The organism is Clostridium sp. B9 (assembly GCF_050509515.1).
Lineage (GTDB): Bacteria > Bacillota > Clostridia > Clostridiales > Clostridiaceae > Sarcina.
On the sequence record NZ_JBNWKA010000003.1, the window covers coordinates 3,805,645 to 3,829,927 of the forward strand.

A 24,283-nucleotide genomic window follows, 5' to 3' on the forward strand; every position below is an offset into this window, starting at 1 on the left:
CTATTATACTATAATTTCTGAAGTTTAAAATCTTTTAGAGATATTTTATACTTACCAGTTAATGCAGTATCTATTCCTGTAGAACCAGCTAATGGAGTTACCTCCATCACTATATTATTGTCTTTTATTTTTTCGTAAACTAAATTATAAGAAGCTTCTGAGAAAATATCATCAAGCTCTAAAGCCACAATATCCCCATTACTTTGATAAACCTTAAATCTTCTTGCATTATCTTTATCATAATTTACAACAACATATCCATCATCATCTGAAAAGTTTAAGCTTTTAATCTTAGCTCCCTCAATTATGTCTAAGTTAACAATTTTCTTTCCTACAGTCTTTCCATTATCCTCACCCTTATTTTTTTCTCCTTCATCTTGCCCTTCCTCTGCTGTTGTAGCCTCTGAATCTTCAATATCAACAACTCCTATGTAAGAGTTATTTCCTGAGTAAGTTGATATTGCAACCTTATCCCCTGTAAAGGACAATCCCAAGGCAGAAAAATCGTCTTTAGGTACATCAACTTTTGCTATATCTATTACATTAACCTTTGGATAAGCTCTATCTGGGATATTTTTAAGCTCTATAAGTGTATTTATTTCTACATCATCATCTTTTCTTATTTTAAGCTTCTCTTTCTCTTTAAAAATATTATATTTAGAAACTGATTTAAACATAGAAACTTTATATTCTTCTTCTGGCGTCTTATTAACCTCTAAATAATATTCTTCTAAATAAGCCTTTGGCTCTCCTTCTTTTGCTCTAGTAACCTCATACTTAAACATAGCTTTCCCACCCATTTGAGAAACTCCTTCTTCTTTTATACCAGTTACTGTAACATCTCCATTTGGCTTTATTATTATATTTTCATCTATTTCTTCAGTAGATAAGGATTTTATTGTATTTAAATCACCATCTTTAAAAGCCAGCATATACTTATCTGCGATAGACATAGCAAACTCATTATTAAAATATATACTTTCAACACTCTTCTTAAAATCTTCTGTATTCTCATTACTATTAAAATTGTTTCTACACCCTACTGATATAAACATAAATATTCCCAAAAAAGCACAAATACCTTTTCTAATCATTCTAAATCACTCCTAATCTAAAATAAGTCCTATTTTAGGTTTTCCAAATAGACTAAAACTATTAATAGAAGAATAAATAATAAACATAATTTTAATCATCTTTTAAGAATAAACTGTAATTCCTACTTATATATTTAGTTAGGGAGGTGATTAAATGAAAGATATAATCAAGATTTTTCAAGTAGCTTTTGTTTTTATTGGAACAATTGTTGGAGCTGGACTAGCATCAGGTAAAGAAATAACAAATTTTTTTACTGTATATGGTTATAAGAGTTTTCTAGCAATTCTTTTAACAGGAGCCTTTTATATTATTCTTTGCAACATAATATCGAGAATTAGCATAAAAAATAACTTAAATTCTTATAGTGAAGTTATAAACACAGTTAGTCCAAATATTTTAGGTAAATTAACTGGAATAATAACTACTCTTTACTTGATATCTAGTGCATCAATAATCTTAGCTGGTAGTGGTGCTTTATTAAATCAATACTTTGGCATTCCTAAGATTATAGGATCTATAATAATGGCACTTATAGCATCTATAATACTTCTTAGAGGCACTGAAGGACTTGTTGAAATAAACTCTATTATAGTCCCATCTTTAATAATATTGATAACTACACTTATGATTTTATATGTTCTGTTTTCTAATGACCCAATAACAATTAATTCACTCACATCAATGGAACCTAAACTGTCAAAAGGCTTTTTGACCTCGGGTGTTCTATATTGTGGATATAATATTCTTTGTTGCTGTGGAGTAATAGTACCTTTAAGTAATGAAATAAAAGATAGAAAAATAATGACTAAAGGTATAATTTTAGGTTCAATTTTATTAACAACTATATGTATATTCATAAACTCAATGCTTATGGTTAACCAGCCTCAAATCTATCAATACGAAATTCCACTTCTTTATATTGTAGATAGATTTGGTAAGCCTCTTCAAATAATGCTTTTAATGATTATATTAGCTGAGATGTTCTCAACAGAAGTTTCCGATGTTTATTCCATAAGCAAGACCATAAGTAAAAGCTTTAAACTTAATTATAAAAAAGCTATATTTATAGTTTTAATAGTAGCGTTGCCTATCTCATTGATAGGTTTCTCAAATTTAATATCCACACTATACCCAATGTTTGGGGTTTTAAGCTTAGTATTTATAGCTCAATGTATATACTTCTATCTATTTAAATTCAAAGAATAAAGGAGAGCAAAATTTTGCTCTCCTAATTTTATCTAATAAAGTATTTTAGGTACATTTGCTTTTCTATCCATTATTGTTGGTGGATAGAATATTTTCTTATCTACACTTGATCTAAGTTCTGCAATTTTAGTTACAGCAACGAATATATCCGATATTCTATACCAAGTTGCATAATCAACCTCTCCTGTTTGAGGTAGATTAAACACTTTTTGGAATGTCTTAACAGCATCTCTAGTTTTATCTGTAAAATTCCCATCTACAGCACTCTTTGGAATCAATGGATACGCTTTAGATATAGCATTAAGTTGTTCTTGTATAACTTTAACTGGTTCTCCAGTTGATCCTACCTTTAATGTGTATCCTGGGAATGATTTAGGACTTCCCTTTACCTTTTGAGCAGTTTTCAACTCTAAATCACTACCATAGAATGAAGTTAGTATCTCATATGGAGCCTTTCCTTCATCCCCAAGATATTTACTTCCCCATTGTGTCATCCACCCTGGACATTGAACATTTATACCATCACAATACTGAGATAATAATGGTTGCTTAGCATCAAATCTCTTCATATATGTTGAAAAAATTTCATCTACAATTCTACTTATGTTATCATAAAAATTTCTTCCATAATTAAATGCATGATCAAAAGCTGTTGAATTTGTTATATCAAAATTCTTACCTTTTCCTCTATACCACTCTGTATATATTCTATTTAAAGTAAAAGAAACTATAGCATATACATTTGCCCTTATAGTATTCTCAGACCAAGTTGAAAAAATTTCACATGAAGCAACATTTTTAATATAATCTTTATAGTTAACCTTATAATTTGCTGCTGAGTTATCATCTGGTCTTCCATTATGAACTATAATATACTCTGGAACAACGGGTTGAGCTAAAACTACAGTTCCCTTTGGAGGTGGTAAATCTTTCTCTTCCGCCTCTGGAATCTTTGGAGGAAAGTTTCCTACAAGTGTGTTAGCTTGAACATCTATAATTTCTTCATCTCTATAATAATTTCTATTAGCAGTTGGCATTTCAATATCTTGAAGAGCAATTCTTGAAGGATATATTTGAACTCCTTTTACCAGTACTGGTATAAATCCTTCCCTTTCCACAGTAACATCTGCAAAGCTATAAGGCACTTTACCAGGTTCATTTGAATTTTCTATAGGTGGAGCATCCAGATCTATAGTATCTGTAGTCCCAGTACTATCTGTAAATAATTCCTTAGTATTTCCTACTTGAACACCATCTTCTCCAGTTGGTGTTATTTTAACCTTACATTTATCAATAGGTATATATGTCTTCTCTTGGCTAAAGCATTGTACTTTCAATCCACCTGTTGCCATAAAACTTCTCCTAATTATATTAATTCCTTATAGTTTATGACCCTATATTATTATTTGTTAACAAGTAATAAAAAGATTAATAATTACTCTGAAAATGGATTAACTGCTGTGTTGATAAATAACTTATTTGCCTTTAAGCTATCAAATACCTTTATCATATTTATAGTCCCATATCCCCATTCCTGATTGGGATACACATCACCCTCTCTAGTATCCGCTCCTCTCATTAAATAAGTTTGAAGTTTTGATACATACAGTGTTGGATCATTATTATAAACTATTCCCCATTGAAAAAGCATTGCGCAACATCCACTCACCACTGCAGCTGCAACACTTCCTCCAGTTACACTAACCTTTTCTCCCTTTTGATTTACTGTAACTGCATTTACACCACCAGCTGCAATCATAGGTTGAATAAGTCTATTTCTTGAATATCCCCTTCCAGACTCAGAAACAATAGTATTGCTATCTTGGTCATAAAATGCCACAGTTATCATTTTCTCAGCGGCTCCAGGTATTGTTAATGTAGTATATGGAGATGGAGTTAGAAATTTTGTTCCTTTTGCTAAAAGCTCTCTTTGCAATATAAATGCATCAAATTTTCCATAAACTATATATTCTCCAGTAAGCTTAAATCTCCATATACCAGGCTTTAAATTTTTAGCTCTTATAACTATACGTTCTCCTCCTGTAAGCTCATCTGGTGAATCATAAAAAATATCCATAACTGTTCCTTCATAGACAAAAGTTATCTTATAACCATTTTCTATAGATAACTTCTTTTTCCCACCATAGTTTGGAATAGGATTAGCATTTTCAATAATTTCACCAGAAGGAGATATTATTGATAGCCTAAACTTATCTGGCTTATACCCTAATATTATCATCATTAAGCCTTTTTGGTCTTTCCCAACCTCAAGCTCAATTGTTTTATTTAAACCAGTTTCTAATATTACTCCATCTGTATGTGTATCAGTATTTCCCTGGTTTCCAGAAGAGGCTACAACTGCAATTCCTCTTTTATTTGATATTTCATCTATATACCGCTCCAAAATACTAGTTCCATCATGAGCCCCAAAATTACTCCCAACCGGAACATATATTACAACTGGCTTTTTATATTCAAAACTAAGCCCATATAAATATTTCATTGCTAAAAGAATATCTACATTTCTATATTTAGGAGTATCTCCCTGAACAAAAAAGTAATCAATATATTTTTTGAAAGCTTGATCTAATTTAACCACAACTATATCACTTTCTGGTACAACCCCTGCAAGTTGCTCATCTTTTCCACTTCCAGCAATTATGCAAGACATTTCAGTGCCATGCCCAACCTCATCTTTTGAAGGAACTATAGTATATGGATCACCTCCTCTTCTACTTAAATCTATAGCTGCATCTATCTCATTTTGATTATATTCTGTTCCATAGAACATATTTTTAGGGTACCTATCACTCCTTATTCCCTGATCCCATATTTTAAGTATTCTAGTTTTACCATCTTTAGTCATGAATTCTTCATTCAAATAATCTATTCCAGTATCAATAATTCCAACAATCACATCCTTACCTGTTAATTGAAGATAAGAGCTTTTATGAAAAGTTTGTGCTTTAGAAGCTTCCAAAGGTGATGTTGTACTCAATGTATAAATACCACCTAATTCTATAAAAACTAAACCTTTTATATCTTGTATAGTTTTATCATAATCAACATCTTTCATTGAAAGTACTGCATATGTGTCATCTATTATATAAACATCAACATTTTTCAAATCCTTAACTTCACTTTTTATATCTCCAGTATACTCAACTAAGAAATTCATCGTATCTGGGTCAGTCAAAAGAAAATCTTTAACATCAACCTTAGTCTCTGATGTATTTTCCTTATCTAAAATTTGATTACTATCTATACTGTTAAATTTATTTCCATCATTATCTTTTACTTCGTTTTGACTTTCACCTATAGTAGGTTCTAAGTTTTTAGAATCATTCTCCATACCTACCTCCTATTTGTTAAAAGCTCCATAGTTCTATCCAAACAAACAAATCCATAACCTATATCAGGGTTTGGATATGCCTCTCCAAAAAACGTCCTTTTTGCTCCCTTTATAAGATAATATTTTATCCTCTCACCATATAAAAACGGGTCATTTCTTTTTACTATTCCCCACTCGAATAGCAAGGCGCATATCCCAGCAACTTGAGGTGCGGCCATGGATGTGCCACTTTTAGTATCAAATCCCTGTTCTTCAACTGTAGATAAAATATTTTCTCCTGGTGCAACTAAGTCTGGTTTTATAAGCCACTCTGGTCTAACTACGCCTCTACCCGAAAACGATGATAGATTATTATTTAAATAGTTATAGCTTCCAACTGAAATAACACCTGATACAGTAGCTGGTATTCCTAATGTATTATAGACATCTGGTTGCAAAAACTTAGTTTTTACATTTAAACCCTCAGCAATAGGTAGCCAAACATCAAAATATCCTTCATAATTATTTAATTTCTTTAATGAAATCCTCCATTCCCCTGGAGTTATATTCTTTCCTAAAGGCAATATACTTATTGTTGTTTGTCCTTGAATATCGAAAGGCTTTGGCCCAGTACTATAAACTACTATTTTTTCTTTTCCTATAAACCGCTCCTTATAAGCTTCTGATAGCGTTATCTCTCCAGTGCTTATTCCAGTTGGTGATATTACTTCTACAGTCAAATCTACAAGAACTGGCTTATATAAATCTAATATTATTCCCCGCTCTCCACTAGCAATATTTAAGTCCATAACTTCTTCTTTCCTTATTTTCCCTCCAACATGATGAGCGTTATTTCCTTCATTTCCAGCTGCCACAACTATTACTGCCTTTTGAAGCTGAGTAAATGTTTCAATATATTTTTCTAGCAAACTGCTTCCATTATGAGAACCATCATTTGTGCTTAAACTTATATTTACCACCAAAGGTTTATTTATCTCGTTGCTTTTATCAATCAAAAACTTTAATCCTCTCATGAGTTGAGTGCTCAAAGCCGCTGATAAACTCTTTTCTCCAGTTATTTTTACCATTGCAATACTACTGTTATATGCTACTCCATAATTATCATAATTTACATTGCCTCCAGCACATGCAATTCCTGCAACATGTGTACCATGTCCAGATAAGTCTTGAACTGGAATTACACTATATGGATCCTCTGCTTTTAATGCCTCATTTATATTTGCCTTATCATAAACTTTGCCATTATCTAAATCATAAATATATTCTATTCTTGTATTCCCATTTATATCCTTAAATGCATTATGAGTAAAATCTATACCAGTATCCAAAAATCCAACTAAAACACCTTCTCCAGTTAAACCATAGTTACTCCATACTGATGGAATACAAGAAGCTCTATTACTCTCGTAAGCTGATGTATACAGTACTTTAGGTAACTCAATATATTGTAAACCTTCAAGTTGATTTATTTTATTTAAATCTGCTATTTTTATTATTAATATTCCAAATCCATATCCTAAATCTTCAAACTTAGCCCCTATTTTTTCTACAGAATTCCTAAACCTTATAACATTATCTCCATATAATACAACAAGTTCTATCTCTCCATTTTCTAATGTATCTGGAGAATAAACATCAACTATGCTATACAGTATTTGCTCCGGTATTGTATTTATAAAATCTATCCCTATATTCGATTTATTTTCCATACTACAAACTCCTATTTATTATTTATCAAACTATTGAAAACACCTTGAATATCAAGTATTCCATATCCCCATTGTCTATTAGGGTATATATCTCCCTCTCTTTTTCTAGCTCCTCTTATTAAATATGTTTGCATTTTTGAAGCATACATCTGAGGATCATTTCCATCTATTACTGACCATTGAAAAAGTAATGCACAACATCCTGCAACTACTGCAGCCGCTACACTTGCTCCAGATACCCTTACAGTTCCTCCACCTGGTTTAGTAGTTAATGTATTGACTCCTCCGGCTGTTAATAGTGGCTGAATAACATCTTTTCTTGTATACCCTCGTCCAGCCTCAGAAATTGATGCTCCATTATTCTGATTATAAAAAGATGAGGTTATAACCTTGTTTGCAGTACCTGGTATTGTAAGAGTAGTATATGGAGATGGGTTTAAAAATCTGGTTTCTGGATCTAAAAGCTCTCTTTGTAAAATCCAAGCATCATACCGCCCCTCAACTATATGCTCTCCAGTAAGCTTAAATCTCCAAATACCTTCTTTTATATTTTCTATTCTTATAATAAATCTCTCATCCCCAGTAAATTCATCCGGTGAATCATAAGTAACCTCAACACTTGTCCCTTCATAAATAAATATCCATGGTGGATTATCGTTTACTAGTATATGTTTTGTTTTCTGAGGATTCGCATTTTCAAAGGTCTCCCCCGATGGAGAAGTTACACTTAATCTAAACTTGCTAGGTCTTTTACCATATATCTGCAAAAATAATCCTTGTTGATTTTTTCCACAATTTATTTCTATTAAAGCTGTATCACCATTACCTTTTATAACCCCAGATGTGTGCGTATCAGAATTCCCCTCATTTCCACTTGAAGTTACAACTACTAAGGAATTTTTTTGAGAGATATTATTATCTATATATCTTTCCAAGATACTCGATCCAGAATGTGCTCCAAGATTACTCCCCAAAGGAATATATACAACTATCGGTTCATTGATTTTGAATGACATGTCATATATATATTTTAACGCCATCAATATATCTGTATTTCTATATTTAGGACCATCTCCTTTGGCAAAATAATAACTTGAATATCTCTTAGCAGCCTCCTCAAGCTTTATTACTATGAATTTACAATCTGGAGCAGCGCCTATAATCTCTCTATTTCTTCCTCTTGCCCCAATCAACCCTGCCATCTTTGTTCCATGTCCAATCTCGTCTTTAGAAGGAACTATTTCATATGGATCAAGTCCTTCTTTCTTAGCCATTATCGCTTTATTTATTTCTTCTTCTGTATATTCACTACCATGTACAAATCCTTTAGGAATCTTTTCGCTATCTATTGTCTGGTCCCATATCCTAATAATCCTAGTAGTATCATCTTCTCTCATAAACTCTTCATTAAGATAATCTATTCCAGTATCTAAAATCGCAACTATAACACCCCTCCCGTTTAAATTTAAGTAAGGATTTCTATGAAAAAATGTAGCTCCCGAATCATCAACAGGACTTTCTGTCAGCGTATATATTCCATTTAATTCTATATAGACAATACTTTTTATCCCATCCACAATTTCTTTGTAATTATCTGCTTTAACCGAAACTATTGCATAACTATCATCAATTATATAAACACTTGCATTTTCCAATCTATCAATCTCACCCTTTATGTCTCCATCATAAGCTACCAATAAGTTTAAGTGACCAGGCGTACTATAAAAATTTTTTTCCATACATGCTCACCTCCTGAATCCTCATATATCTTATAGTTATCTTATTCATAAAAATATTGTTTTGATAACAAATAAATCTTATTTTATTGTCAACAAAAAAAAGGTAGCCCTATTTCTAGGACTACCTTTTATCTACTCTTATAAGTTAAACTCTATTCTATAAAGCTTAGCTATAGCTTTAATCTCTTTTATATTAGCTGTCTCTGTTCTCATACTACCATTATTGCTTATTAACAAAGCCTTCACGTTATCAAGCTTTTTAATTTGTCTAACAACTCTCTTACCTTTAAATTCAACTAAGCATATAGAATTATTTTCTATTTCCTTTATTGAATAGCTCAATGCTAAATCATTTTCTTGAATTCTAAAGCCAGTCATATCATTATTTTCTATATTTAAATAGAAAACTTTGTTTGCTGCATGGCCATCTATTTTATTAGAAGCTGTTGCTAATTGCTTGTAACCTTTAACCTGTGATAATGAATAATCATATATTGGAACATTTTTCAAAACTGAACCGAAAGCCTGATTCCAAACTTCATTAACCTCAGCTGGTTTTGTTTGTCTTATTTGCTTTTCAGCTTTTAATTCTTTTTGAAGTTCTTCATCAGTAACAACCATATTTATATCATTTAAATCAGCATTTAAAACCTTTGATATTTTTGATATAAGTGATTCATTGATTATTTTTCTTCCTGTTTCAACTTCATTTATGAATTTCTCTGCTACACCTAGCTTTTTAGCTAAAGCTTTTTGTGTCATTCCACTCTTGCTTCTAGCCTCTTTTATTCTTTCCCCAACTCTACTCATTTTAAGCTTTTCCTCCTTGCATTTTCCTATGCCATTCTCTCTCTTCAATTAAATGTTCTACAAGGTAGCTAAACTGCCATTCCTTTGATGTATCTGTAACTACAGCCATTATAGGGTTTTCTGCAATAACTCTAGCTATAGAAACCATCTCTCTAATTTCTTCATCTGGGAAATTATTAAATATAACAACCTTTTCTTCAAAGTTATTTTTTGAAACTACCTCAAACTTAAGACCATCTAATATGTCTTTAACTTTCATTGAAGCCATTTCATCAGTTATATTTATTATTTTATGTCCAGTTGCTTGAAAGTCTTTTTTCTCTTTTTCATTTAAACCATAAGTTAGAATAGCCTTGCTATTATTAAGCATGCTCATGCTAATCTACCTCCCATACATTAAAATTAAAGTATTTCTGGCTCTCCTATACCCTCTGCATTTTCTACAGTTACCTTAGCCATTACTTGTGGCTCATCTGGCATATCATTATAGTCTGTTTTAACATCTGCTATTTTATCAACAACATCCATTCCCTCTATAACTTTACCAAATGATGCATATTGACCATCTAAGTGTGGTGAATTAGCATGCATTATGAAGAACTGGCTTCCTGCTGAATCAAAATTCATAGCTCTAGCCATTGATATAACTCCTCTTGAATGCTTTAAGTTATTAGGGAATTGGTTTCTTGTAAATTCACCTTTTATTCTATATCCTGGGTTACCCATTCCAGTTCCTTCTGGGCATCCTCCTTGTATCATGAAACCAGGTATTATTCTATGGAATGTTAATCCATCATAAAAACCTTTTTTAACTAAACTAACAAAATTTTTAACTGTGTTTGGTGCTATCTCTGGATATAATTCTAATTTTATTTTTTCTCCAGTTGCCATTTCTATTGTAACTATTGGATTCATCTTAATAATTCTCCTTTCAAATTTAACTATTTAGTATTATTTACTTAAACTAAAATGTTAATCCTTCTTTTATAAAATTATATATTATTTCTATTAACAATGGAATATTAGGAAAATATTAAAATAAAAAAATAGACAACATAAAGAATCTTTTAAAACAGATTCTATTATGTTGCCTCTCTAGAGTCCAACTTAATAAGTCTTTTTTCTCCTATATATTTCATATTTTATCTATTATGCGAAAGTAGTTCCCGCTACAACTCTTGAATAATCAGTATAGTTTGATAAATTCTTAACATTTATTTTTGAAATTAAGTTGTCTCTTCCTACTTTATTTATCATATCAGTAAATAAGCAAGTTAAGAAAGTTGTTGAAACTCTATCTATTCCAGTGAAGTCTAATTCTATATTTCCTTCTAAGTTATTTTCTATGTAATCTCTTAAGATTATTGCATCCTCAGCGTTTATTTTTTCTCCTAATAGTTCTCTAACATTTATTTTCATAGTGAAATCCTCCCTCTTAAATACATTCCCATTAATCTTTGTTTAAATTTTCAGAAAATTCTCTTTTCATTTATTATAATACCAACCCCCTTTTATTTTGTCAACATTTTAACAAACTTTTTATAAAAAAATTTAGGGAACAATATCGAAAAACTTTATTTTTTTGATATTGTTCCCTAAATCTACTTAATTCCTAATAAACTTTTGCTAAGGTCTATTATCCATTCTTCTTCTAAAGAATTATATATTTCTAAGCTTCCTTGATTATTTAACGATGATTCAATATCGTTATCTTCAAGTCTTCTTTTAAGCTCCTTTACAGTTCCTTCACTGCCATCAATTATATCTACACTGGCTCCAACAATCTCTTGTATAACATCTTTCACAAAAGGATAGTGAGTACATCCTAGTACTATACTTGAAATTTCTCTATTTAGATAAGGGTTTAACCTTTCTCTTAGAAATGCCTTAACATCTTCTCCATTTAAATCTCCAGACTCAATAAACTCAACTAATCCCGGACAAGGAAGTGATATTATTTCTCTATGCTCTCCATACATATCCATAAGATTTTTAAATTTCTCTTGAGTTAATGTCGCCTTTGTTGCCATTACTATAACTGATCCATTTTCATGATTCTTTATTGCTGGCTTTAAAGCCGGCTCTATTCCTATTATAGGTATATCTTTATAATACTCTCTAAGTTCTTTTGCTGCAGCTGATGTAGCTGTATTGCAAGCTATAACTATGGCTTTTACACCTTTACTAATCAAAAATTCTGTAACATTGAATGAAAGTTCTTTTATCTCTTGTGGAGTCTTCTCTCCATAAGGTGCATGCTTAGAATCCCCATAATATATATAACTCTCGTTTGGCATGATTTCTAAAGCTTTCTTTAAAACACTTAATCCACCTAAGCCAGAATCAAAAAAACCTATAGGAGCATTATTTAAATCTTCTTGCATTGCTATCCCTCACTTTTTTAATTACTTGTTTATAATCTAAGATAATTTTATAACTTTATGTAAAATAAATCTATTAAAATTCATTTTTTTATACATATGTAAAATTATAAAATATATTGACAGTATTATACTATTGTAATAAAATCTTTTTAAGAATATTTACATAGCGAATATTTTGACTTTTAATTTATATAATTATACGTATAAAAGCAAATAAAAAACTATAAAGCCATAGGAATGAAAGGATGTGAACAGGGGGCTATTACAATTATCCTAATTCTTTACTATAATTGTAGTACTTCTAAATAATTATGAATAAAGACTTATTATTTACAATTCCAAAGAAATATCACAATAGAGAAAGTTTAATCTCTATATTTGAGGGACCATCCAGAAATTAAATTTGTATCTTTAGTTGGGGTAGACTTAGCTGGTAATGATACCGATGAAAAAATTCCATCTAAGTTGTTTTTAAAAGATATAGAATCTTTCCTTCACGGCACAGCTGTCCAAACAGACGGTTCTTCAGTTGTCCTTCCAGGAATCGCAACTTTGAATAATGCAAAAGTAGATATGATTGCCGATTTAGATTGTAATTGGTTCATTGATTACAATTACGACTTCTTAGACCCTTTAACTAACAGACCAGTAGGAACACTTAGAATTCCTTGTTTCTTAATTCACGAAGACAAACCTGTCGACTCTAGACATATCTTAAAGAACTCAATCGATACTTTCAAATCCCACTTAAAATTACTTTTAACTGAACATCCACAACTTTTAAACGAATTAAATATAAAGCTCGATGATATAGAAGATATTTTATTGACATCTGCTACAGAATTAGAATTTTGGGTTAAAACTCCAAATGATAAAGCTTCAATAGAAGAACTTTCTACTTCTCAAGTTTTACAAGAGCAATATTGGACAAGAACTAAAGGTAATGTTAGAACTGCATTAGAGCAAAGTCTATTATTAATGGATGACTATGGATTTGAGCCAGAGATGGGTCACAAAGAGGTTGGAGGAGTTAAAGCACAACTTACTTCATCAGGTCAATTCGATCATATTATGGAACAATTAGAGATTGACTGGAAATTCTCAGATGCTATGCAAGCTGCTGATAATGAATTATTTATAAGAACATTAGTTAAAGAGACATTTAGAACAAATGGATTAGAAGTTACATTCCTTGCAAAACCTATAGATGGAGTTGCTGGTAGTGGAGAACATACTCACTTAAGCATAAGTTTAAAATTAAAGAACGGAAAAATAATCAACTTATTTAACCCTACTAAAAACCACTTCCTAAGTACAGTAGGATATGGTGCTATTATGGGATTATTAAAGCATTACGAAATAATGAATCCTCTTATTTCAGCTACAACTGATTCATTAAAGAGATTAAAGCCAGGATTTGAAGCTCCTGTTTGTATAGTTACTTCATTAGGACAAAGTCCTGAAATTCCTTCAAGAAACAGAACAATCCTTGCTGGATTAATAAGAGATCCTCATAATCCACTAGCAACTAGATTTGAGCTTAGATCACCAAATCCATTTACAAACACATATTTATGTATAGCAGCAAGCTATATGTCAATGCTAGATGGTATTAGATATGCTTTAGAAAATGATAAAACTGAAGATGAATTACTTGCTGAATTATCTAAAAAACCAGGTGAAGATGCAGAATACTTAGAAAAATCAAGAGCATATAGAAGTGAAGAAGATGTATTTGAAGATTTCACAGATGCTGAAAGAAGTGAATACTTCGGAGTAGCTCCTGCAACTGTATATGAAAACTTAAAAGCTTTTGATATGTATCCTGAAAAACTTGAAGCTTTAAAATTTAATTCTGTATTTACAGATAAGCTTATTGAGAGTTTCAAAATAGCTACTATCAAAAGATGGACAACTGAGATTACTTCAAGAATTATTCCTGCATTTACTGATGAAATAAGAGCTTCTAAGCAACTTCATTGTTGTGATAAGGCATTAGACCTTGATGTATCAACTTGGATGGCTATAAACGAGTTAAGACTTATAATCATGAAAGACTCATATCATAGAAGAAGTTTATTCACTCAATTAAAGAATGCAATAAATGAATCCGACTTTGATAAGGCTTCTGAATTAAAAATCAAACTTGATAACAGCATGGAAGAACTTAATGATTTATATGCTACTTACAAAAGAAATTTATTAGATATATAAACTTATAATATAAAAGAAACCAGTCTTCCAAGACTGGTTTCTTATTTTATATTAATGATATGTATTTCCTAAACTTATTGAATTTTTGCTTAAAATCTCAAAAGAATAATCTTCATATGAGATAAATGGATTATTATTTATAATTTCTTCTGCTTCTCTTAAATTGTTGGCATGGAATATTATAGTTCCTCTATTTCTAAAGTATGATCCGCCACACAATACATATTTGCTTACAGCTGTATCTTTATACTGTTTAGCTTTATACACACTTTGGCATCTATTAGCTCCACTCATTTTATAATTTATTTTTACAAACATACCGCTGCTCTTAGTCATATAAATTAACCCCCTAAAAATTTGTTATATGCTATTATATTATGTTAACGTCCTATATATTCCTAAGTTGTCCAAAAATCAAATAAGAACTTATGTTCTCTTTTTTCTTCCTTAATTCTATAAAACATATGTTCGCTTGTCAAGAAAAAAAAGGTATGTAAACATAGTTTTTACATACCTTTTTCTCAAAATTTCTTTATTTTTTGTCAATTTACTCAAAAATTTTCAAGTTTTTTTCTTTATTTTTCTTATATAAATTATGTAATTTTTTCTTTATTTTTTATGATATTTCTTTACTCTCTTCAAACTTTTTCTGATAATTTTCTGAAATTTTTTCTTTAATAAACATTCCTATCTTACAAACAAAGTATGCAATGAAAATTCCTACTAAATTTATAAAAATATCACCTAAATCAAAAAATCCTCTTTTAAATACATATTGAGCAAGTTCAATATTAAATTCTATAGAAGCAGATAGTACTACAGCTAATATAAAGTTGTATTTCCTCAATATATAGCCTATAGGCATAAAGAAAATGATATTACCTATTAGATATAACTGAGATGTTTTATCTCCTCTAAGACCGTGTAAAACCTCAAATGGATCTAGTTGAAATCCTCTAGCCATTTTGGGTCTAGCAAATAGAAGTATAAACATAGTTCCTGCATATAACCCAAATAGGAAAAGTTTAAATAATTTTGATGTTTTCATTCTAGTAGTAGTAAGGAATACTTGGTAAATAAGCATAACACTTGTTACTTTAAAAAAGTTGTATATTATAAAACCTTTTTTACCACTTAAATCTATTTTTATAAAAACATCTATGCATTCTTTTACTATTAATTTATAAAAAAGTGCTGCTAAAAAAACTGAAATTATAAATAAAATACTTTTTATAAAGAAATTTTTCATTACTATTTTGAAATTTTCCATAAGATTCACCCCCAATTTATTTTATAAATTACTCTTGAATATTGATGTTTTTATAGTATAATAACTAAGTACTTTTTAAAATCATGAGATTTTTCTACATAATTGTTATACACATTTCTAAATTCAAAAAATTATCCACAGCTTTAATTTTTAAAAACTATCCACAAGTGAATTAATTTTTATTTTTCCACAAAGTATTTTTTTATTTTTTAATCACAGCTTTTTTATTATAAACTAAATTTTAATACATTTTATCCACAAAATTACTACAATTAGATTAACAATATAAATTTTAAGTATTTTTCAATAAAAAAGTCTGAAAAAGTTTTATAAGTATCCTAAAAAATCTTAAAAATTCTCGCCAAGGGCTCCGTTAGAATAAAATCTCTTCTTTATATAAAAAATAATCCACAATAAATTTAGTCTCTCAATTAAATTTATCTTCTCTAACTTCGCCCTACTAAAAGGCAAATTCAAACAACACATAACTTAAAAGCACATATAAAATAATATATAGATTCTAATTAGAATCTAAAAATAATTATCCTGTTATTAAAAATATGTAGAAATAAGAAGCATAAAAAAAGACCTACTTAATCTCATATTTGAAATTAAGTAAGCCTAAATTATTTTATTTTCTTATTATACTAAGTTGAATACTTCCAATTCTCTCTTATCTGCACCTTCTTTTTGTAGATCTACTAGAGCTTTTAAAGTATCTAATGAAGTCATAACTCCGATGTTTCTTTCTATAGCTGCTCTTCTTATATGGAATCCATCTCTCTTAGAATCGTTAGCTTTAGTTGGTGTATTTACAACTAAGTCGATTTCCTTGTTTTTGATTAAATCCATTATATTTGGAGACTCTTCTCCTATTCTTCTTACTTCTTTAGCATCTATTCCAGCTTCTCTTAACTCATTAGCTGTTCCAGTTGTTGCTACGAAGTTGTATCCTAATTTATCTAAGTCCTTAGCAAGCTCCATAAATTCTTTCTTATCATGTTTTTTAACAGTAGCTAGAATTGTTTTACCTGTAGCTCCAGTGTACATACTAGCAGCCACAAATCCTTTGTACAGTGCTTCCCATACATTTCTTCCCACTCCTAGAACCTCTCCTGTTGATCTCATTTCTGGTCCTAAACTTACCTCAACGTTAGGAAGTTTTTGAGTTGAGAATACTGGAACCTTAACTGATACTAACTCAGGCTCTTTATAAACTCCTGTGCCATATCCTAAGTCTTTTAATTTTGCTCCAAGCATTATGCTAGTAGCAATATCTACTATTGGAACTCCACTTACTTTTGAGATATATGGAACTGTTCTTGAAGCTCTTGGGTTAACTTCTATTACATAAAGCTTTCCTTCAAACTCAATGAACTGAATGTTTATCATTCCTTTTATTCCAATGCTTAAAGCTAGTTTCTTAGTATAATCAAATACATCAGCTTTTATCTTTGCTGATATATTTTGGGCTGGATACATTGTTATACTATCTCCTGAGTGAACTCCTGCTCTCTCTAAGTGCTCCATGATTCCTGGAACTAGAACTTCTTCACCATCTGATATAGCATCAACTTCTATTTCTCTACCCATTAGATATTTATCTATAAGTATTGGATTCTTAGAATCTTTTTCAAATGCATTTGTTAAGTAGTATGTTAATTCCTCTTCGTCATGAGTTATTTCCATACCTTGTCCTCCAAGAACGAATGAAGGTCTAACTAAGATTGGGAATCCTAATCTTCTAGCTTCTTCTAATCCTTCTTCAAGATTCCATACACCTTTACCTTTTGGTCTAGCAATATCTAATCTTTCTAATAAGTCATCAAACTGCTCTCTATCCTCAGCTAAATCTATTTGGTCTGAAGTAGTTCCTAGTGTAGGAATGTTTTTCTCTTTTAAGAATTTAGCAAGTTTTATAGCTGTTTGTCCACCAAACTGAAGAATTACACCGTCTGGTCTTTCTTTATCTATTATGTTTAATACATCTTCTTCAGTTAAAGGTTCAAAGTAAAGTTTATCTGAAATACTGAAGTCTGTACTTACTGTCTCTGGGTTATTATTTATAACTATTGTTTCAATTCCTTGCTTTCTTAAAGCCATTACACAGTGAACTGATGCATAGTCAAACTCTATACCTTGTCCTATTCTTATTGGACCTGAACCTATAACTACAACCTTCTTATTATCTGAAACAACTACCTCATCATATTGCTCATATGTTGAATAGTAGTATGGTGATAATGCTTCAAACTCTCCACCACAAGTATCAACCATCTTGTAAGTAGGTTTTATGTGCCATATATCTCTTAATCTGTAGATTTCATCTGGAGAAACTCTTAACATATCAGCGATTGCCTTATCTGAGAATCCTCTTCTCTTTAATTTTTGTAACCACTCTCTATTTAAATCATCAATTGAACTTTGCTTTAGCTTTTGCTCTTCTTCAACTAACCATCTAAATTTTTCTAAGAAGAATATATCAACACCTGTTATTTTTGAAACCATGTCTATTCTATATCCTCTTCTTAGCATCTCAGCTAAAGCGAATATTCTCTCATCATCTGGAGAAATTACCCTTTCTCTTAACTCATACATTGAAAGATCTTGGAACTTCTTATGCTCTAATGAATACTTTCCTATTTCTAACGATCTTATACCCTTTAAGAACGCTGCTTCAAAGTTGCTTCCTATAGCCATTATTTCTCCAGTAGCCATCATCTTAGTTCCTAAAGCTCTATCTGCTCCATGGAATTTATCGAAAGGCCATTTTGGAATCTTAACTACTACATAATCTAGTGAAGGCTCGAAACAAGCGTAAGTCATTCCTGTTACTGCATTCTTTATCTCATCTAATCCATATCCTAAAGCAATCTTCGCTGCAACCTTAGCTATTGGATACCCTGTAGCTTTTGATGCTAGAGCTGAAGATCTTGAAACTCTAGGGTTGATTTCTATTACTGCATATTCAAATGAATGTGGATTTAAAGCAAACTGAACATTACATCCCCCTTCAATTCCTACTGCATTTATTATATCTATTGAAGCACTTCTAAGCATTTGGTACTCTTTATCTGATAAAGTTTGGCTTGGTGCAACAACTATTGAGTCTCCAGTATGAATTCCAACTGGGTCAATGTTTTCCATGTTACAAACTGTTATACAGTTTCCAAATGAGTCTCTCATTACTTCGTACTCAATTTCTTTCCAACCTTTAACACTCTTCTCTAAAAGAACCTGTCCAATTGTACTTAATTGTAATCCTGATGATAATGTTTCTATTAACTCTTCTTCATTATTAGCTATTCCACCACCAGTTCCTCCAAGAGTGTAAGCTGGTCTAACTATTACTGGGTATCCAATCATTCTTGCGAAAGCTATACCTGCATCTAAGTCAGTTATAATTTCACTTTGAATAACAGGTTGATTGATTCTATTCATCATGTTTCTGAATAGTTCTCTATCTTCCCCTTCTTTAATAGATTCTATTGAAGTACCTATTACATTTACATTATATTTATCTAAAATTCCCTTTTCATAAAGTTCAACAGCTAGGTTTAATCCTGTCTGTCCACCCATTCCTGCTAAAAGAGAATCTGGTCTTTCTTTTGCTATTACTTTTTCTACGAATTCTACTGTTAAAGGTTCAAGATAAACCTTATCTGCTATTTCCTTATCAGTCATTATTGTTGCTGGGTTTGAGTTTACAAGTACAACTTCAACCCCTTCTTCCTTAAGAGCTTGGCAAGCTTGAGTACCTGAGTAGTCAAACTCCGCTGCTTGTCCTATTATTATTGGACCTGATCCTATTACTAAAACTTTTTTTATATCTTTATTTAATGGCATATTATTTCCTCCTTATAGTGCATACTTCATAAACTCATCAAAGATGTATTCGCTGTCCTTTGGTCCTGGACATGCTTCTGGGTGGAATTGAACTGAGAATATTGGTAATTCTTTATGTTTCATTCCCTCAACTGTTCCATCATTCATACTTACATGAGTTATTTCCATGTTTTCTGGTAAAGTAGCAACATAGTATCCATGGTTTTGTGATGTTATATGAACTCTGTTATTTATTAAGTCTTTAACTGGATGGTTACATCCTCTGTGTCCAAACTTAAGCTTTTTAGTTTGTCCACCTAAAGTTAATGCTAATAATTGATGTCCTAAACATATTCCTACTATTGGTTTCTTTCCAACAATCTTCTTGATTTCATTTACTGCATCTCCCATGTCCTCTGGATCTCCACGGTCCATTTGATAAGAACACTAAATCTGGATTTATTGCTAAAACATCTTCTGCTTTAACGTCATAAGGGAACACTGTAACATTGCATCCTCTTTTTACGAAGTTTCTAACAATGTTTTGCTTTATACCGAAGTCGATTATAGCTACATTCTTTCCTTCTCCTGAAATTTCATACTTTTCATCAGTTGAAACTATTGAAACTGCATCTCTGTTTGAAAAAGCTTCAAGCTTTCCTTTTACATCTTCTAAAGTAGAATTGTCTAAAACTATAATTCCCTTCATTGTTCCGTTATTTCTTAAAATTTTAGTTAATGCTCTTGTGTCTATTCCATCAAGTCCTAAAATCTTATTTTGAGCTAAGTAAGTTTCAAGCTCTAACTCACATCTGAAGTTGTTTGGATACTGACATTTTTCTCTTACTATAAATCCTCTAACCTTTGGCTCCTTAGATTCTAAATCCTCTAAGTTTACTCCATAGTTACCTATTAAAGGATATGTCATAGTTACTATTTGTCCATAATAAGAAGGGTCTGTTAAAACCTCCTGATATCCTGTCATTCCTGTGTTGAAAACTACCTCTCCAACACACTCCTTTAAATATCCAAAGGCTTTACCTTCAAATACTACGCCATTTTCTAATATAAGCTTTGCTTTCATCTCTAGACCTCCTAGTTAAAATCATATTCTAAAAACACACTTTAAAAGGTCTTAATTCCATTGCCATCGTTCTAAATGTTATTTATTTAAAAGAAAGAGGTATTAGAGCGATTGCTAAAAAATCAATCACTCTAATACCTCTTTATATGGAATTGTATTAAAATACAAAGCTAATTCATTTTGTAATTGTATCTGTTTTTTTGTACAACAAAAAATTCTATTTAACATAACTATACCTCTTTCTGGCCTCACGGGACCAATTTAAAGTGTATTTTATCTTTATTGATAAATCTTATTACAAATAATAATAGTGTATTCAATTTGTATAGTCAATACTAATTTGGAAATTTTAAATAAATTTTCACGATAAAAAGTTAAGGTGCTAGATGTAAAACACCTAGCACCTTAACTTAATTTCAAACCTATACCTACTTCATTGTCCTATTGAAGCAATTATAATTATTATATATATCGAGCATTTTGTCAATGGAATTCATTGAAAATCTATAATTATTTCGTCAATTCTCTACATTTTTTGGCAATTATTAAATTTAAAAACTAATGTATTATAAAATTCACCTTTAGGACTAAATAAGCATAATTTAATACTGAGTAAAAATTTTTGTAGGAGAGACTTATGGAAATAATTTATCCAGAAGATTTTATTAGATTCTTTAACGATGACGAAGAAATAGATGAAGTTGGTGAGTTTGAGATTCTTCCTGAAGAAAACCAAGATTCTCTTGAAAGGTATTATGAAGACTTTGATATTTCTGATGATATAGATGATGAATATATTTTAGATTATAGAAGTAAAAAGTATAAATCTAGATCAAAGAAAAAATTTAAATATTCAGTAATACCTCCAGCAATAAAAAACATACCCGATAATATTGCTAATGTACCTGCTGTAATGCAAGATTTACCTTATGCACTAAAAGACATGGGACAAGATTTTATGCATAGTGCTCCTATTGGCTATATATCAAATATGCTTCCAATGCCAACAAACTGGCAAAACCCTCAATCACCATCACCTATGGGACCACCACCATCTTATATACCATCTCAAAAAGACGCAGGTGTTCAACACTCTACTTATAGTGGTCAAGGAAATGTTAAAAGTGTTAGCCCTGGTTCAATAAAGTTCTGTCTATATAGATATACCTATATATGGCAAAGAAATGGCCGTAGCTACTGGGCTTATTTAACTAGAGTTGATAGACGTTCTGTATCTGGCTGGAGATGGGCTGGCTGGAGATGGGTTTATTTTGGAGTTGATTTAAGAAGAATAAATTCTTTTGTTTGCTACTAACTTTAATATAATAAACCTCCTAAAAAAATAAGCTACAAGTAAAACTTGCAGCTTATTTTTTATCTATTTTTTTCTAAATTCAAAGTTTCTAAATCGATTTGTTTTACTGTCTCTTTTATCTTTCCATAAGAAGATAAATTTCCATACTTATCTACTTCCTTACTATTCTTAATATCATGATTTAAAGAGCCTGGACCATTTATGCATCCACCTTTGCAAGCCATACCTTCTAAAAAATTCCCCTGTGCTCTCTTTAATTTAGCAAGTCTAAGCTTAACATCACAATCTTTAACTCCGTCACCAACAATTGGTCTAAAATCAACTTCTATTCCATCACTTTCTACTATATGTTTAACAGACTCTGTAACTCCTCCACTTCTAGCAAAAAGTCTTCCATAGAAGGATCCATTCTTAGTTTCACTTTCCTCACATTCATCTATTTTTATATTTCTTGAATCAAGTAAAGCTAAGAGCTCTTCAAAAGTTAAGACATAATCTATATCTCCACTAACCTCTTCTCTTAAACTCTCCATCTTCTTAGCTATACAAGGTTCCTATAAACACAGTTTTAGCTCCTTCATTGTCACGCTTTATAAGCCTAGCTATAGCAACCATAGGAGAAACTGTATGAGAAATACAGTCTTTTAATTCTGGATAGTTCTTTTCTATATATGACACAAATGCTGGACAACAACTTGTAGTCATAAATTCTACTTCTCCTCTTTCCTTAAACTCTTTGCATTCATTTAAAGCCACCAAATCAGCTCCTAAGGCTGCCTCAAATACATCTTTAAATCCTAATTCTTTTATAGCTGTAATAACCTTACCAATCTTATTATGATTGAATTGAGATGATATAGCTGGTGCTACAATTGCATATACATTTTCCTTACTCTTTAAAAGTCTTATTACATCAACTAAATAAGATTTATCCATAATAGCTCCAAAAGGACAATCAACAACGCATGCCCCACACTGAATACACTTAGAATCATCTATAACAGCCTTCTTGCTCTCTACATCATAAGATAATGCCTTTGGTACACAGGCCCTCATACAAGGTCTTTTAACCTCTGCTATAGCATTATAAGGACATGCATCCTTACACTTACCACATTCCTTACATTTTTCATAATCAATCTTACATCTTCTATTATCAAAAGTTATAGCTCCAAAATTACAACTATCTCTACACTTCTTAGCTAAACATCCTCTACAAGCATCTGTAACTATAAACCTGTTAACAGGACACTCATCACAAGCTATATCAATAACTTCAACCATATTATTTATATTATTATGTCCGCCTAATGCTAGCTTCATTCTTTCCTCTACAATAGCTCTTTCTTTAAATATACAACATCTTACATTTGGTTTTAAATCATCAACAATCTCTTTTGCTATACTAAGTTTCTCTTCTTCTAAAACCCCATGAAACTCTTTTTCTGCTATTCTCTTTAGAACCTCATACTTAAGTACTTGGACAGAAGTATCAAATTTTATATATTGTTTATTAGCCTCTTTTACTCCCATGATAAAACTCCCCTACTAAATAAATTAATAGCAAAGATTATGTTACTTCTTAGAAACAAACTTATTGTCTTTTATGTAAAACCTCCATAAAAATTCCTTAGCCTCTTCTGCATAGTCTATTCCTATTCTCTTAGCCTCAACTATTTCTATTTCATTAAGATTAGTATCCTCTTCAACATAAAGTTCTTTACTACTAATAGTATTTATGCAGTTATCCCTCTTATCTATTCCTAAAGCCATACATAATTTTGATGGTCGATTAGAAAAATTTTTCTTTTCATAATTAGAAAGCTCATTTAAACTCTTTTTATATCTTAATTTACTCATCTCTTCAAGTCCTTCTAAAGGCTCAATTCCTCTAATAAGAACTCCTGCTGCAACATCCTTTTCCTCACTTATTAAGTTTAAACAATAATACATACCATATATTGAATACACATATGCAGTTCCTGGCTCTGCATAAAGAGTTTCTGTTCTATTGGTTTTCTTGCCTCCATAAGCATGACAAGCCTTATCTATAGCTCCTATATAAGCCTCAGTTTCAACTATTCTCCCTTTTAAAGTAATTCCATCTATCTTTCTAACTAAAACCTTTCCTAATAGTTCTCTAGCCACGATTAATGTATCTCTATTATAAAACTCTGAATTTAAACTCATAAAGCACCTCTTAACTTAAATTTTATATCCAATATATTAATTATATCCTTATTAAATTTAATTTTATCCACACCTAAAAAGTTATTTATA

General features: G+C 30.8%; 16 protein-coding genes and 3 pseudogenes. 3 read left to right on the forward strand and 16 right to left on the reverse strand.

Annotated elements, in window-relative coordinates; genetic code table 11:
- Positions 1-8 precede the first annotated feature (8 nt).
- A complete protein-coding gene (locus ACQZHJ_RS17230; RefSeq protein WP_430486706.1) occupies positions 9-1,094 on the reverse strand; it encodes a hypothetical protein in 1,086 nt (361 codons plus the stop codon).
- 154 nt (positions 1,095-1,248) lie between these two features.
- Here ACQZHJ_RS17230 and ACQZHJ_RS17235 point away from each other — a divergent pair, with 154 nt between their 5' ends.
- Entirely contained in the window at positions 1,249-2,301 is a 1,053-nt protein-coding gene (locus tag ACQZHJ_RS17235; RefSeq protein ID WP_430486707.1) for a YkvI family membrane protein, read from the forward strand.
- 32 nt (positions 2,302-2,333) lie between these two features.
- Here ACQZHJ_RS17235 and ACQZHJ_RS17240 read toward each other — a convergent pair whose 3' ends face one another.
- From ACQZHJ_RS17240 to murI, 9 genes are all read right to left on the reverse strand, one after another.
- Positions 2,334-3,653 carry a peptidoglycan-binding domain-containing protein gene (locus ACQZHJ_RS17240; protein ID WP_430486708.1) on the reverse strand — a complete coding sequence of 440 codons (1,320 nt, stop codon included), beginning with the start codon at positions 3,651-3,653 and terminating at the stop codon, positions 2,334-2,336.
- 83 nt (positions 3,654-3,736) lie between these two features.
- Positions 3,737-5,653, reverse strand: coding sequence for a S8 family peptidase (locus tag ACQZHJ_RS17245; RefSeq protein ID WP_430486709.1), 1,917 nt, complete (start codon positions 5,651-5,653; stop codon positions 3,737-3,739).
- Between the two features lie 2 nt (positions 5,654-5,655).
- Positions 5,656-7,362 (reverse strand): S8 family peptidase, encoded by a 1,707-nt coding sequence (locus ACQZHJ_RS17250; protein WP_430486710.1) that lies wholly within the window; start codon positions 7,360-7,362, stop codon positions 5,656-5,658.
- Between the two features lie 11 nt (positions 7,363-7,373).
- Positions 7,374-9,101 carry a S8 family serine peptidase gene (locus tag ACQZHJ_RS17255; RefSeq protein WP_430486711.1) on the reverse strand — a complete coding sequence of 576 codons (1,728 nt, stop codon included), beginning with the start codon at positions 9,099-9,101 and terminating at the stop codon, positions 7,374-7,376.
- 138 nt (positions 9,102-9,239) lie between these two features.
- Positions 9,240-9,911 carry a S24 family peptidase gene (locus tag ACQZHJ_RS17260; RefSeq protein WP_430486712.1) on the reverse strand — a complete coding sequence of 224 codons (672 nt, stop codon included), beginning with the start codon at positions 9,909-9,911 and terminating at the stop codon, positions 9,240-9,242.
- A gap of 1 nt (position 9,912) precedes the next feature.
- Positions 9,913-10,287, reverse strand: a complete 375-nt coding sequence (locus ACQZHJ_RS17265) for a DUF3783 domain-containing protein (RefSeq protein WP_430486713.1) — start codon at positions 10,285-10,287, stop codon at positions 9,913-9,915.
- A gap of 26 nt (positions 10,288-10,313) precedes the next feature.
- Positions 10,314-10,826 carry a peptidylprolyl isomerase gene (locus ACQZHJ_RS17270; RefSeq protein ID WP_430486714.1) on the reverse strand — a complete coding sequence of 171 codons (513 nt, stop codon included), beginning with the start codon at positions 10,824-10,826 and terminating at the stop codon, positions 10,314-10,316.
- Positions 10,827-11,060: 234 nt separating this feature from the next.
- Positions 11,061-11,330 carry an STAS-like domain-containing protein gene (locus ACQZHJ_RS17275; RefSeq protein ID WP_430486715.1) on the reverse strand — a complete coding sequence of 90 codons (270 nt, stop codon included), beginning with the start codon at positions 11,328-11,330 and terminating at the stop codon, positions 11,061-11,063.
- 182 nt (positions 11,331-11,512) lie between these two features.
- Positions 11,513-12,295 carry a glutamate racemase gene (gene murI, locus ACQZHJ_RS17280; protein ID WP_430486716.1) on the reverse strand — a complete coding sequence of 261 codons (783 nt, stop codon included), beginning with the start codon at positions 12,293-12,295 and terminating at the stop codon, positions 11,513-11,515.
- A 311-nt stretch (positions 12,296-12,606) separates the two neighbouring features.
- On the opposite strand from murI, the pseudogene ACQZHJ_RS17285 reads away from it, so the two are divergent.
- A pseudogene (locus ACQZHJ_RS17285) lies at positions 12,607-14,509 on the forward strand (glutamine synthetase).
- A 51-nt stretch (positions 14,510-14,560) separates the two neighbouring features.
- Here the strand turns inward: ACQZHJ_RS17285 and ACQZHJ_RS17290 are convergent.
- The 4 genes and pseudogenes from ACQZHJ_RS17290 to ACQZHJ_RS17305 all read right to left on the reverse strand — a co-directional run bounded on the left by ACQZHJ_RS17290 (position 14,561) and on the right by ACQZHJ_RS17305 (position 20,688).
- Positions 14,561-14,845 (reverse strand): hypothetical protein, encoded by a 285-nt coding sequence (locus ACQZHJ_RS17290; protein ID WP_430486717.1) that lies wholly within the window; start codon positions 14,843-14,845, stop codon positions 14,561-14,563.
- A 280-nt stretch (positions 14,846-15,125) separates the two neighbouring features.
- On the reverse strand, positions 15,126-15,779 hold the full coding sequence (locus tag ACQZHJ_RS17295; protein ID WP_430486718.1) for a VanZ family protein: 654 nt from the start codon (positions 15,777-15,779) through the stop codon (positions 15,126-15,128).
- A 642-nt stretch (positions 15,780-16,421) separates the two neighbouring features.
- Positions 16,422-19,625 carry a carbamoyl-phosphate synthase large subunit gene (gene carB, locus ACQZHJ_RS17300; RefSeq protein ID WP_430486719.1) on the reverse strand — a complete coding sequence of 1,068 codons (3,204 nt, stop codon included), beginning with the start codon at positions 19,623-19,625 and terminating at the stop codon, positions 16,422-16,424.
- 12 nt (positions 19,626-19,637) lie between these two features.
- Positions 19,638-20,688, reverse strand: a pseudogene (locus ACQZHJ_RS17305) (carbamoyl phosphate synthase small subunit).
- Positions 20,689-21,325: 637 nt separating this feature from the next.
- Between ACQZHJ_RS17305 and ACQZHJ_RS17310 the strand changes: the two are divergent.
- Positions 21,326-22,003, forward strand: a complete 678-nt coding sequence (locus ACQZHJ_RS17310) for a hypothetical protein (protein WP_430486720.1) — start codon at positions 21,326-21,328, stop codon at positions 22,001-22,003.
- Between the two features lie 59 nt (positions 22,004-22,062).
- Here ACQZHJ_RS17310 and ACQZHJ_RS17315 read toward each other — a convergent pair.
- Together ACQZHJ_RS17315 and ACQZHJ_RS17320 are read right to left on the reverse strand one after the other, a co-directional pair.
- Positions 22,063-23,536, reverse strand: a pseudogene (locus tag ACQZHJ_RS17315) (4Fe-4S dicluster domain-containing protein).
- A 42-nt stretch (positions 23,537-23,578) separates the two neighbouring features.
- On the reverse strand, positions 23,579-24,193 hold the full coding sequence (locus ACQZHJ_RS17320) for a DNA-3-methyladenine glycosylase (protein WP_430486721.1): 615 nt from the start codon (positions 24,191-24,193) through the stop codon (positions 23,579-23,581).
- Positions 24,194-24,283: the final 90 nt, after the last annotated feature.